Origin of the sequence: Pseudomonas beijingensis (genome assembly GCF_030687295.1) — a bacterium.
GTDB classification, from domain to species: Bacteria; Pseudomonadota; Gammaproteobacteria; order Pseudomonadales; family Pseudomonadaceae; genus Aquipseudomonas; species Aquipseudomonas beijingensis.
Genome location: NZ_CP117425.1, coordinates 4,615,946 through 4,628,535 on the forward strand (window position 1 = coordinate 4,615,946; position 12,590 = coordinate 4,628,535).

The 12,590-nt window shown below is 60.9% G+C and carries 12 protein-coding genes; 7 read left to right on the plus strand and 5 right to left on the minus strand.

Features of this window, described 5'->3' with window-relative positions:
• Positions 1 to 21: 21 nt before the first annotated feature.
• Complete coding sequence (locus PSH84_RS20570) at positions 22 to 579, minus strand: NADPH-dependent FMN reductase (RefSeq protein WP_305467241.1); 558 nt, start codon at positions 577 to 579, stop codon at positions 22 to 24.
• Between the two features lie 185 nt (positions 580 to 764).
• Here PSH84_RS20570 and PSH84_RS20575 point away from each other — a divergent pair, with 185 nt between their 5' ends.
• Positions 765 to 1,028, plus strand: coding sequence for a hypothetical protein (locus tag PSH84_RS20575; RefSeq protein ID WP_122565614.1), 264 nt, complete (start codon positions 765 to 767; stop codon positions 1,026 to 1,028).
• A gap of 86 nt (positions 1,029 to 1,114) precedes the next feature.
• Entirely contained in the window at positions 1,115 to 2,008 is an 894-nt protein-coding gene (locus tag PSH84_RS20580; RefSeq protein ID WP_122565615.1) for a LysR family transcriptional regulator, read from the plus strand.
• On the opposite strand, the gene PSH84_RS20585 is transcribed toward PSH84_RS20580, so the two are convergent.
• The 4 genes from PSH84_RS20585 to PSH84_RS20600 all read right to left on the minus strand — a co-directional run bounded on the left by PSH84_RS20585 (position 1,974) and on the right by PSH84_RS20600 (position 5,157).
• Positions 1,974 to 2,588 carry a GNAT family N-acetyltransferase gene (locus PSH84_RS20585; protein ID WP_122565616.1) on the minus strand — a complete coding sequence of 205 codons (615 nt, stop codon included), beginning with the start codon at positions 2,586 to 2,588 and terminating at the stop codon, positions 1,974 to 1,976. The genes PSH84_RS20580 and PSH84_RS20585 overlap by 35 nt on opposite strands.
• Before the next feature lie 260 nt (positions 2,589 to 2,848).
• The gene (gene dnaQ / locus PSH84_RS20590) at positions 2,849 to 3,613 is read right to left on the minus strand and encodes a DNA polymerase III subunit epsilon (RefSeq protein ID WP_122565617.1); all 765 of its coding nucleotides are present in this window, start codon (positions 3,611 to 3,613) and stop codon (positions 2,849 to 2,851) included.
• 243 nt (positions 3,614 to 3,856) lie between these two features.
• On the minus strand, positions 3,857 to 4,309 hold the full coding sequence (gene rnhA, locus PSH84_RS20595) for a ribonuclease HI (RefSeq protein ID WP_122565618.1): 453 nt from the start codon (positions 4,307 to 4,309) through the stop codon (positions 3,857 to 3,859).
• Between the two features lie 89 nt (positions 4,310 to 4,398).
• Positions 4,399 to 5,157 carry a class I SAM-dependent methyltransferase gene (locus PSH84_RS20600; RefSeq protein WP_053119806.1) on the minus strand — a complete coding sequence of 253 codons (759 nt, stop codon included), beginning with the start codon at positions 5,155 to 5,157 and terminating at the stop codon, positions 4,399 to 4,401.
• 65 nt (positions 5,158 to 5,222) lie between these two features.
• Here PSH84_RS20600 and gloB point away from each other — a divergent pair, with 65 nt between their 5' ends.
• The 5 genes from gloB to PSH84_RS20625 all read left to right on the plus strand — a co-directional run bounded on the left by gloB (position 5,223) and on the right by PSH84_RS20625 (position 12,589).
• Positions 5,223 to 5,990 (plus strand): hydroxyacylglutathione hydrolase, encoded by a 768-nt coding sequence (gloB, locus tag PSH84_RS20605; RefSeq protein WP_305467243.1) that lies wholly within the window; start codon positions 5,223 to 5,225, stop codon positions 5,988 to 5,990.
• Positions 5,991 to 6,089: 99 nt separating this feature from the next.
• The gene (locus PSH84_RS20610) at positions 6,090 to 7,538 is read left to right on the plus strand and encodes a transglycosylase SLT domain-containing protein (RefSeq protein ID WP_305481704.1); all 1,449 of its coding nucleotides are present in this window, start codon (positions 6,090 to 6,092) and stop codon (positions 7,536 to 7,538) included.
• A 290-nt stretch (positions 7,539 to 7,828) separates the two neighbouring features.
• Positions 7,829 to 9,661 carry an extracellular solute-binding protein gene (locus PSH84_RS20615; protein ID WP_439653585.1) on the plus strand — a complete coding sequence of 611 codons (1,833 nt, stop codon included), beginning with the start codon at positions 7,829 to 7,831 and terminating at the stop codon, positions 9,659 to 9,661.
• Positions 9,658 to 11,511, plus strand: a complete 1,854-nt coding sequence (locus tag PSH84_RS20620; RefSeq protein ID WP_122565622.1) for an extracellular solute-binding protein — start codon at positions 9,658 to 9,660, stop codon at positions 11,509 to 11,511. Before PSH84_RS20615 ends, PSH84_RS20620 begins: the two co-directional genes overlap by 4 nt.
• A 4-nt stretch (positions 11,512 to 11,515) precedes the next feature.
• Positions 11,516 to 12,589, plus strand: a complete 1,074-nt coding sequence (locus PSH84_RS20625) for a microcin C ABC transporter permease YejB (RefSeq protein ID WP_122565623.1) — start codon at positions 11,516 to 11,518, stop codon at positions 12,587 to 12,589.
• The last annotated feature ends 1 nt before the right edge of the window (position 12,590 follow it).

Below are 12,590 nucleotides of genomic sequence, written 5' to 3' on the forward strand. Positions count from 1 at the left end.
GTTTGAAGTTCCAGAGGGCCTTCAGGCCTTCTTGTGCTGCTCAACCCACTTGCCATAGGCGTCGATGAATTTCTGCAGGAACGGCCGTACCGACTCCGACAGGTTGCCCGCCTCGTCAAACGCCGTCGCGGCGCCGCTCAGGTAGGCTTCTGGCTGCTGCATGCAGGGAACGTCAAGGAACACTAGCGATTGGCGCAGATGATGATTGGCACCGAACCCACCAATGGCGCCCGGCGAAGCACTGATCACCGCACCCGGTTTGCCGCTCAGGCAACTCTGGCCGTAGGGACGCGAGCCCACATCAATGGCATTTTTCAACGGTGCCGGCACCGAACGGTTGTACTCCGGCGTGACGAACAACAAGGCGTCGGCCGCGCCCACCTGCTGACGGAAAGTACTGTAGGCTGCCGGAGGGGAAACATCGATGTCTTCGTTGTAGAGCGGCAACTCGCCGATCTCGATGATATCCAGCTTGAGGTTGGCGGGCGCCAGGTCCTCCAGTGCCAGCGCGACCTTGCGGTTGATCGATGCCTTGCGCAGGCTGCCCACCAAAACGGCCACTTTGTAGACATTACTCATGAGAGGCTTCTCGACTGTCGGCTCAAAGGAGCCTGTAGTTATAGATGATCGGGGTGACAATTGGACCAGCGGAGCGACAAAAATCGGCCGGCTGGACTATTTTTTTCATGTAGGAAAACTTACCGCGCTTGACCAAGGTCTACAGAACCGCAAATCGAGTGATTTATTTCCAGAGGTTCTAAGCAATGGCAGCAGTACTTGTCGGACAATTTCATGCGCGGGACGCCGAAGGTCGCGTCTATTCGGTGCATGAGTTCCAGGAATCGACCCCGTCGCCCGACGGAAACGGCAAGGAGCCTGTCACTACCTATAAATTGGCTATCGGTGATCGAGTCAGCAAACTCGACGACGACAAATTTATTCTGGTGCAATCTCAAATCGAATTGACGCGCGAACCGGAAACGCCACTGCCAACTCAGACGCCCACTGAAACGCAAATAGCTTCATAACCGTTGGTTATGAGCAGAAGTCATGCCCGGACTTGGGTTAGGATTCAGCCACTCAATGGCTCACCCGCCGAACATGGACTTCTTGCATGCGTTTACGCCACATCGAAGTGATTCAGGCGCTGCTGCAGACCGGCCACCTCGGCACGGCGGCCGAATGGCTGCAACTGCCGGTGGCGGAGGTCGAGGCGATCCTGCGCGATGCCGAGGCCCAGTTGGGCTTCATGCTGTTTGCCAGCGTGCGCGGGCGCTTGCAGGCCACCCGGGAAACCCTTGAATTGCGCGACGGCATCACGCGGGTGTACGACACCCTTGAACCGGTACAGCGCCTGGCCAGCAGCCTGAAACATCATCAGGCAACGCCCTTGCGCATTATCTGCACTCCACCGCTGGCCCAGCAGTTGCTACCCCAGAGCATCGCCGCCTTGCGTCGGCGCCATCCGGATGTGCCGTGCACCCTGCTCAGTCGACCGACCCGGGACATCGTCCACAGCCTACTGTTGCGCGAAAGCGACCTGGGCCTGAGCCTGCACGACCCCGAACACCCCGACATCCATTGCCAGATGATCGCCCAAGGCAAACTGCAATTGCTCGCGCCCCACGGCTGGCTGCAACCCCGGCAAAAATACATTTCGCTTCAGGACCTGGCGGGCCAGCCGTTGGTGGGTCTGGATGGCCATGACCCGCTGAGCCCTGCGTTCGAGCATAAACTGGCGGCGCTGCGTCCCGCACCCATGATCCAGATCCGCGTTCAGACCCACCAGATGATGCGCGCCATGGTCGAGGCCGGCGAAGGCCTTGCCATTGTCGACCCTTTCACCGCCTCGGGCGCCAAGGGCGGGGGCCTGGACGTCTGCCCGGTATCGCCCGCCATCGCGATTGGCCTCTATGCCTTGAGCCTCAACGGCGCGCCCTCCTCGCCCGCCCTTCAATCGCTGCTGGAACGGGTTACGGAACAAGCCGAGGCGTTGCTGAGCCACTGATCGACATACCGAGCGGGTCGTCGAACAGCCGGTACCAGAACAGCGCGACTTCGGCGGTATGCCGGTCAATGCCGCGATAGCGCAGGTGATCGATACCGCCGAGCACGTAACCACAACGCTCGTAGAGCCGGCAGGCGCCCAGATTGTTGTTCTGGGTCTCAAGCATGATGCCCGGCAGCTTTTTCTTGCGGCTCCAGAACTGGGCGACATCGAGCAACGCCTTGGCCACCCCGTGGCGACGGGCCGGGGCGTGCACCGCCAACTCGTCGATGTGGGCATAGCCGTTCCAGTTGGTACTGACCACCAGATGCCCTACGGGCTGGTCATCGAGATAGGCCATGAAGATCTCGCTGTCCGGAGCATCGCGAAAGCTGCTGAACTCCTCGGGGTCGATGCCATAGCACTTGCGATAGGGAACAATGGGCGTCACCGGCCACTGGCTGACGGGACGGCCGATCTGCGCCGTCGCGTAGTCGCTGACTTCAAAACTGAAATCACTGCCCCAGATATAGGCGGCAAAGCCATCATCGACGATGCGCACCGACAGTCCGGGGTACTTGGGATTCATGACCGGTTGCATACTGGGGAAGGTCCTCATTCCTTGAAGCAACCAACGGCGTGGTGCCATCCATTGCCCTTGTCTTTCAAATCTTCACACATCAAGCGGGATCCGTAGCCTGCCCGTTACCTCAGGTTAGAAGGTCGTGGCGATTGTGGCGAGAAATGAACGATGGATAACTCTGTGGGAGCGAGCTTGCTCGCGATGGCGGCGGCACATTTGATCATGATGCAAGCTGAACCACCGCTATCGCGAGCAAGCTCGCTCCCACAAGGAAGGGTTCATCCGTGCGAAGCGGCCTGCGACTCGGCCAGTTGTGTCCACAATGCCGGAGCACCCGCGGACTTGGCGATGGCTTCCAGACGCGCGGCATGTTCGGCCAGGTCGCTTTCGCTGGCGCGGATGATCCGCGAGGGCTGGCGGTCGACGGGCAAACGGCGGATTTCCGTGGCCTGGTTGCCGGAGCCTTCGCCGGTACCGTTGCCGTCCGAGGCGTTGCCGGCCAGGGACAGGCTGGTCTGGCCGCCGGTCATGGTCAGGTAGACGTCGGCCAGGATCTCGGAGTCGAGCAAGGCGCCGTGCAGTTCACGGCCGGAGTTGTCGACGCCGTAGCGCTTGCACAAGGCGTCGAGGCTATTGCGCTGCCCCGGATGCCGTTCCCGGGCCATCATCAGGGTGTCGAGGATGGTGCAATGCTGGGTGATGTCGGCCCGGTCGTGTTGCCCCATCAACGCGAATTCGTTGTTGATGAACCCCACGTCGAACGCCGCGTTGTGGATGATCAACTGCGCGCCTTGGATGAATTCGAAGAACTCATCGGCCACTTCGGCAAAACGCGGCTTGCCCACCAGGAATTCGTTGGTAATGCCGTGGACGCCGATAGCGCCCTCGTCACTTTCGCGGTCCGGTTGCAGGTAAACGTGGAAATGGCGACCGGTCAGGCGCCGGCCGATCAGCTCGACACAACCGATTTCAATAATCCGGTGACCATCGGTCACCGGCATGCCGGTGGTTTCGGTATCCAGTACTACAGATCTGTTGGCCATCAGTGTTCAGCTCTCAACGGGCAGTCTTGCAAAAGCGCGGATCTTAACACGCTCTTGTGGCAAGGGGATTTACCTGGGAGCCAGGCGCGTGGAAGCAAGTGATGAGCGAGAGCAAACACTGTGGGAGCAAAGCTTGCTCGCGATGAAGATCATGCGGTCTTTCAGGAAAACCGGGGCGCCTGTGTCGCGAGCAAGCTTTGCTCCCACATAAGCGCCTCGCCACAGGAGGTACATCCGGCTGAATCAAGCCTGCTTGTAGCCCCGCACCTCATCCACCCCACGATTGGCCAACTGGTCGGCCCGTTCGTTGCCATGGTGGCCGATGTGGCCGCGCACCCATTTCCAGGTGACGTTGTGGCGATTGACCTGCTCATCCAGCAGCATCCACAGGTCGGCGTTTTTCACCGGTTCCTTCGCCGCCGTCTTCCAGCCGCGCTTCTTCCAGTTGGCCATCCACTCGTTGATGCCTTTCATCACGTACTGCGAGTCGGTCACCAGCAGCACATCGCAAGACCGCTTGAGCTCTTCCAGGCCACGGATGGCCCCCATCAGCTCCATGCGATTGTTGGTGGTATTGGCTTCGCCGCCCCAGAGTTCCTTCTCCACGCCCTTGCACACCAGCAACGCGCCCCAGCCACCCGGGCCGGGGTTGCCCTTGCAGGCGCCATCAGTGAAGAGTTCTACGCTATCGCTCATGCCAATCTATCCAGAAAAAATGCAAAGGCCCGCCCATCGGGCCCGACAACATCCACAGCCCAATGCCGACAAGAACCCTCAGAAAAAGGTTACGGCTCGATGTGACGGCGATTGACCTTGGCCATCGGCAAGGGAATCAGCTTGCCCATCGGCTCGCGTCGCGCCTGTCGCACTGGGCGCAGCCCGACCGCGATCTTGCGCGCCACCAGCAGGTAGAAACCACCGCCGGACAGCTGCCAGTCGCCGGCCTTGCGCTCCCAGCCGGCCAGGCGAGCCTGCCACTTGGGTGACGCAAGCGGCGGACGATAGCACCCGAAGCGGCGTTTCTCCAGCGCGAAGCCCAGCAGGTTGAGCCAGTCGCCAACCCTCGATGCCGAGATGCAGCGGGCCTGTCGCAGGGCGTCGTGGGCAAACACATGCCGTAATCCCCAGGTGCTCCAGGGGTTGATCCCGATGATCAACAGATGCCCGCCGGGGCGCACGCTGCTGGCGGCTTCGCGCAACAAACCGTGGGGCGACAGGCAGAAATCCAGGCCGTGCTGCATGACCACCACGTCGGCGGCATGCTCGCTCAGCGGCCAGGCCTGCTCCTCGCAGACGATTTCCACCCCAGGCAACGGCGCGCCCAGGCGTACGTTGCGCTGGACCTGCGGCGCCGACGGCGGCGTTTGCGCCGAAGGCCCGTAGTGCACCAGGTAACCGCCAAAGAACCGGCCCAACTCGTCTTCGAGCATGCGCCGTTCTTCTTCCAGCAAAAATTGCCCGACAGGGCCGGACAGCCATTCACGGGCGGCGCTGATCAACGCCAGCCAGTCAGGATCAGCCTGAGCGAACGCTTCATCGGTCATTGCATTCTCCAACGCGTCAGGAAGTTCTAAGATGCGCCTTTGTTTTCCGCTTGGCGAATTCCGCGATGATACAGATCAGTGCCCTGCCCGCGTTCACCGATAACTACATCTGGTTGTTACAGGATCACTCCACCCAGCGCTGCGCCGTGGTCGACCCGGGTGATGCCGCCCCCGTGCAGGCCTGGCTCGACGCCCATCCGGACTGGGTCCTGAGCGACATCCTGATCACCCACCATCACCATGATCATGTCGGCGGCGTCCAGGCGCTGAAGAATGCGACGAACGCCACCGTTTACGGCCCCGCCAGCGAAAACATCCCGGCGCGGGACCAGGCCCTGAATGACAACGACCAAATCAGCGTGCTCGGCTGGGACTTCGACGTCTACGCGGTTCCGGGCCATACGCTGGGGCACATTGCCTACTACCACCATGGCTTGCTCTTCTGCGGCGACACCCTGTTCGCCGCCGGTTGCGGCCGGCTCTTCGAAGGCACGCCTGCGCAGATGCACCATTCCCTGGGTCGCCTCGCCGCGTTGCCTGAAGATACCCTGGTCTACTGCACCCATGAATATACCCTCAGCAACCTGAAGTTCGCGGTCGCCGTGGAGCCAGGCAATCCGGACATTGCCGCCCGCCTGGAAAAAGTCAGCCGCCAACGCAGCGAAGGCATCATGACACTGCCCTCGACCCTGGCCCTGGAAAAACTCACCAATCCATTCCTGCGCACCGCTGAAACATCCGTTAAACAAAAAGCAGACGAACGGAACGGCCAGCGAAACCAGACGCCGAGTGAGGTTTTTGCGGCCTTGAGGGCTTGGAAAGATACGTTCTAAGGCAGCTATCGATTGATACAAAAATTCTGAAAGGTTGACCTGTTGGGGTGCGCTTCCTAGAATCGGCCGACATTTTTGCCCGGAACTTACTTCCAGCCAATGTCGTCATCTATATGCAGGTCCGTCCAGTCAGACACATTGACCCGCTTGGCTCAAGCCATCGCGGTGGCTGTGTCCGCCACCCTGGCGGGCTGCCAGAGCACGAGCCAGCTGCCGCAGACCGACGCGGTGCACACCCCGAATATCGCCGCTCGCGCCAAACAGAAGCCGGTATGGCTCACCGAGAAACCCAGCCCCCAAGTGCCCCAGGACGTCTGGGAACGCATGCGACAGGGCTTCCAGCTTCAGGAAACGGCCGGCGTCAACCCGCGTATCGAACAACAGCGCCTGTGGTTCGCCAGCAACCCGTCCTTTCTGGAAAACGCCGGTGAGCGCGGCAGCCTGTACATCCATTACATCGTCGAACGTCTTGAAGAACGCAACATGCCGCTGGAACTGGCGCTGCTGCCGGTGATCGAGAGTGCCTACAACCCCATGGCCTATTCCCGGGCCAACGCGGTGGGGCTGTGGCAATTCATCCCGTCCACGGGGCGTTACTTCAATCTGCGCCAGACCCGCTTTTATGACGGGCGACGCGATATCACCGCCTCCACCACGGCCGCCATGGACTACCTGACGCGCCTGCATGACATGTTCAACGGCGACTGGTTGCTGGCACTGGCGGCCTACAACGCCGGTGAAGGCACGGTTAGCCGCGCCATCGAGCGCAACGAGAAGCTGGGCCTGCCCACCGACTACTGGAACCTGCCGCTGCCCAGCGAGACCCAGGCCTATGTGCCGAAGCTGCTGGCGCTGTCCCAAGTGGTGCTCGCGCCCGACGCCTATGGCGTGAACCTCAACCCGATCGCCAACGAACCCTACTTCCAGGTCGTCGAGATCAACCAGCGCATGGACCTGTCCAAGGTCGCGGCGGTGGCCAACATCGACGAAGACGAGCTGTTCCAGCTCAACCCGTCTTTCAAGCAGCGCACCACCATCGACGGCCCCCAGCACCTGCTGGTGCCGACGTCCAAGGCCCAGTTGCTGACCGCCAGCCTGTCGACCATGCGCCCGGAAGAGCTGATCAGCCAGCGCGCGCTCAAACCGGTCTTTGAAAACGTCGACGACAGCGAAGTGGAAGGTGCCAGGCGCACCTACCGCGTCAAGCGCGGCGACAACCTGGCCCAGATTGCCAAGGCCAACAAGGTCCAGACCAAGGACCTGCAGCGCTGGAACAAACTCAGCGGCCACAAGCTCAAGGTCGGCCAGACCCTGGTGATGCAGGACACCAAGCCCACAAAGAGCACCGGCAAGCGCATCAGCACCGTGGTGGCCGCCAACAGCAAGAACCAGAAGAAGCAGACCCAGTACAAGGTCAAACAGGGCGATTCGTTGTATGTCGTCGCCAAGCGCTTCAACGTGGAAATGCAGCACCTCAAGCGCTGGAACCCGCGGATGGGCAAGGCACTCAAGCCTGGGCAGATGCTGACGGTCTACTCCCCGCACTAAAGTGATCGGGGAGCTTTGTAGGGTGAGGGATTCATCTGTGGGAGCAAGGCTTGCCCGCGATGGCCACACGCGGTTTAAGAGTTGAACCGCGACATCGTTCATCGCGGGCAAGCCTTGCCCCCACAGGTCAAGCTCCCACAAGGTGGATAAATCCCCTCACCAAAGGTTCTGCGCTCGGCCGGTATCCGCTTAGCCGACTGTCCCCCTCTAAACCCCGCCTTTTTCCTGCCGATACAAGCTGTTACTGTACAGGCCATAAAAGCCCAAGCCGCCTGGATCGAATCTCAGACTTGATACGTCCCCTCCTCCTGCTCCTGATCAGCCTGGCCTTGAGCGCTCCCGCCAGCGCAACCATCAGCGAAAGCCATGGCTATGCGCAGTTCGGCACGCTCAAGTATCCGGCCAGGTTCACCCACTTCGATTGGGTCAACCCGCAAGCGCCCAAGGGCGGAGTCTTGCGGGTCATGGCATTCGGCACCTTCGATACGCTCAATCCCTACACTTTCAAGGGCAGCAGCCCGGTTTCCACGCCGAACTTCCTTCAGTACGGCATCAATGAGCTGAACGAACCGCTGATGGTCGGCACTGGCCAGTACGCACCGTCCGGTGATGAACCGACGTCGAGCTATGGCCTGATCGCCCAATCAGTGGAATACAGCGAAGACCGCAGCTGGGTGGTGTTCAACCTGCGCCCCGAGGCGCGGTTCCACGATGGCGTGCCCATCACTGCCTATGACGTGGCGTTCTCCTACCGGACGCTGCTCAAGGACGGCCACCCGCAATACCGCACCAACCTGCAGGAAGTGTTGCGAGTCGACATCCTCAACCCGCTGAAAATCCGCTTTGTCTTCAAGCGCGCGGGCAATCCCTTGCTGATCCTGCGCCTGGGTGAGCTGCCGGTGTTGCCCCAGCATTACTGGAAAGGCCGCGACTTCAAGGCAACGACCTTCGAACCGCCCCTGGGCAGCGGGCCATATCGCATCACCAAAGTGCAGCCAGGCCGCCAACTGGTGTTCGAACGGGTCAAGGACTACTGGGGCAAGGACCTGCCGGTCAATCGCGGCAAGTACAACTACGACCGCATGGACGTGGAATTCTACCGTGACAGCGAAGTCGCCTTCGAAGCCTTCAAGGCCGGCGAGTTCGACATCTACATCGAACACCAGGCCAAGAACTGGGCCAACGGCTATCAATTCCCGGCGGTCAACCGGGGCGATGTGATCAAGGCGCAGATACCCCACCAGATTCCGACCCAGACCCAAGGCCTGTTCATGAACACCCGGCGCGCCACGTTCGCCGAGGTCAAGGTGCGCGAAGCCCTGGGGCTGATGTTCGATTTCGAGTGGACCAACCGCACCCTGTTCAGCGGCGCCTACAAGCGCACCCTCAGCTATTACCCCAACAGCGAATTCTCCGCCACCGGCCTGCCGGTGGGCCATGAATGGCTGCTGCTCAAGCCGTACCGGGATCAATTGCCGCCCAAACTGCTCACCGAACCCTTCAGCTTGCCCAAGACCGACGGGCGCGGCATTCCCCGGGAAACCCTGCGCAAGGCATTGGGGCTCTTGAAGGAAGCCGGCTGGAACCTCAACGGCCAACGCCTGCTAAATGCCGAGCACCAGCCCCTGAGCTTCGAAATCCTGCTGGTGAACCCGAACCTGGAGCGTATCCTGCAACCCTACGTCGAAAACCTCGCCAGCATCGGCGTCCAAGCCCGGCTGCGCACGGTGGACCGCGCCCAATACAAGCAGCGCCTGGACCAGTTCGACTTCGACATGATCCTGCTGACCCTTGGCCAGACCCTCAGCCCGGGCCTCGAGCAATGGCAGTACTTCCACTCCAGCCAAGTTGGGATCAAGGGCAGCAAGAACTACGCCGGGATCGCCAACCCGGTGGTCGACCATTTGCTGGAAAAACTGCTCGCCGCCCAGACCCGCGACGAACAGGTCGCCGCCGGCAAGGCCCTGGATCGCGTACTACTGTGGCAGCATTACTGCATTCCCAACTGGTATCTCAATTATCATCGCCTGGCGTACCGCAACCGGTTCGCCTTCGTCACCACGCCGCCCTACACCCTGGGCCTGAGCTCCTGGTGGCTGAAATCTTCGGAGAAAGATCAATGAAGCCTCTACGCGCCCTGCTCCTGCAGGCCAGCTGCCTGCTATTCGCCGGACTGGCCTGCGCTGCGCCGCAGCATGCCGTGACCTTGTACAACGAGCCGCCGAAATACCCGGCCAACTTCAAGCATTTCGACTATGTCAACCCGGACGCGCCCAAGGGCGGTATCTTCCGCCAGGGCGGCTTTGGGGGGTTCGACAGCCTCAACCCGTTCATCAGCAAAGGTGTGCCGGCCGATGACATCGGCCTGATCTACGACACCCTGGCCAAGCAGGGCCTGGATGAACCTTTCACCGAATATGGCCTGATCGCCGAAAAAATCGAGAAAGCTCCGGACAATGGCTGGGTGCGTTTCTACCTGCGCCCCGAAGCCCGTTTCAACGACGGCCATCCGGTACGCGCCGAAGACGTGGTCTTCAGCTTCCAGACCCTGACCAAGGACGGCGCACCGATGTTCCGCGGCTATTACAACGACGTTGCCGACGTCATCGCCGAAGACCCGCTCAAGGTGCTGTTCAAGTTCAAGCACACCAATAACCGCGAACTGCCGTTGATCCTCGGCCAATTGCCGGTCTTGCCAAAGCACTGGTGGGCCGAGCGCGACTTCAACAAGGGTAACTTGGAGATCCCCCTGGGCAGCGGCCCCTACAAAGTCGCCGAAGTGAAGGCCGGTCGCTCGATCCGCTATGAGCGGGTGAAGGACTACTGGGGCAAGGATTTGCCGGTCAATCGCGGTTTCTACAACTTCGACGTGCTGGTCACCGACTACTACCGCGACAACACCGTCGCGGTCGAGGCATTGAAAGCCGGGCAGTTCGATTACTGGCTGGAAATGACCGCCAAGAACTGGGCCAACGCCTACAACATCCCGGCCGTGACCGAAGGCCGGCTGATCAAGGAGCAGATCCCCAACGGCAACCCCACCGGCATGCAGGGCTTTGTCTACAACCTGCGCCGGCCGGTCTTCCAGGATGTTCGGGTGCGCAAGGCCTTGAGCCTGCTGCTGGATTTCGAGTGGACCAACAAACAGCTGTTCAACGGTGCCTATGCCCGCACCCGCAGCTATTTCGAGAATTCGGAAATGGCCGCCACCGGCCTGCCCGGCGAAGACGAACTGAAGATTCTCGAGCCCTTGCGCGGCAAGATTCCCGAGCAGGTCTTCAGCGAAGCCTTCCAACCTTCGGTGTGCGACGGCAGCGGCATGATTCGCGACCAGCAGCGCAAGGCCTATCAACTGCTGCAAGAAGCCGGCTGGCGCATCGTCGACGACAAGATGGTCGACGCCCAAGGCAAACCGGTGGTGCTGGAGTTTTTGCTGGCCCAGACCGAGTTTGAGCGGATATTGCTACCCTTCAAACGCAACCTGAGCGACCTGGGCATCGACCTGGTGATCCGCCGGGTGGACGTGTCCCAGTACATCAATCGCGTACGCTCCCGGGACTTCGACCTGGTGGTGGGCAGCTTCCCGCAATCCAGCTCGCCGGGTAACGAACAGCGCGAATTCTGGATGTCCGCCGCCGCCGACAAGCCTGGCAGCCGCAACACCATGGGCCTGAAGGACCCGGCCGTGGACCAACTGGTGGAGCAACTGATCAACGCCGACTCGCGCAAGAGCCTGGTGGCCCATGCCCGGGCATTGGATCGGGTCCTGCAATGGGGCTACTACGTGATTCCCAACTGGCACATCAAGACCTGGCGCGTGGCCTACTGGAACCACATCGGCCATCCGAAAATCACGCCCACCTATGACATCGGCACCACCACCTGGTGGGTCAAGCCGGAGGTCAAGCCGGCCGATGAAGTAGAGAAGCAGGTCATCGAGCAGCAAATCGCCGCCCCTGCGAGCGTGGAGTAACGAAATGCTGGCTTACATTTTTCGGCGACTGCTGCTGATCATCCCGACCCTGTTCGGCATTCTGTTGATCAATTTCGTTATCATCCAGGCCGCGCCCGGCGGGCCGGTGGAACAGATGATCGCCAAGCTCGAGGGCTTCGAGGGCGCCACCAGCCGTATTGCCGGCGGCGGCGCCGAAGTGTCGGTGGCCGGTTCCTCCTACCGCGGGGCCCAAGGCCTGGACCCGGCGCTGGTCAAGGAAATCGAGCACATGTACGGCTTCGACAAGTCAGCCCCCGAACGCCTGTGGATCATGATCAAGAACTACGCCCACCTGGACTTCGGCGACAGTTTCTTCCGCGATGCCAAGGTCATCGACCTGATCAAGGAAAAGATGCCGGTGTCCATCTCCCTCGGGCTGTGGAGCACCCTGATCATGTACCTGGTGTCGATCCCGCTGGGGATCGCCAAGGCCACGCGCCACGGCAGCCATTTCGATGTGTGGACCAGTTCGGCAATCATCGTCGGCTACGCGATCCCGTCGTTCCTGTTCGCCATCCTGCTGATCGTGGTGTTTGCCGGCGGCAGCTATTTCGACTGGTTCCCGTTGCGCGGATTGACCTCCAACAACTTCGACGAATTGAGCATGGGCGGCAAGATCCTCGATTACTTCTGGCACCTGGCCTTGCCCGTGACCGCCCTGGTGATCGGTAACTTCGCCACCATGACCCTGCTGACCAAGAACAGCTTCCTCGACGAAATCAACAAGCAATACGTGGTCACCGCCAAGGCCAAGGGCCTGACTCGCCATCGGGTGCTCTACGGCCATGTCTTCCGCAACGCCATGCTGCTGGTGATCGCCGGTTTCCCGTCGGCGTTCATCGGGATCTTCTTCACCGGCTCCCTGCTGGTGGAAGTGATCTTCTCCCTCGACGGCCTGGGCCTGATGAGTTTCGAAGCGGCCATCAACCGCGATTACCCGGTGGTGTTTGGCACCCTGTTCATCTTCACCTTGCTGGGGCTGGTGGTGAAACTGATCGGCGATTTGACCTACACCTTTGTCGATCCGCGCATCGACTTCGAAAGCCGGGAGCATTGAG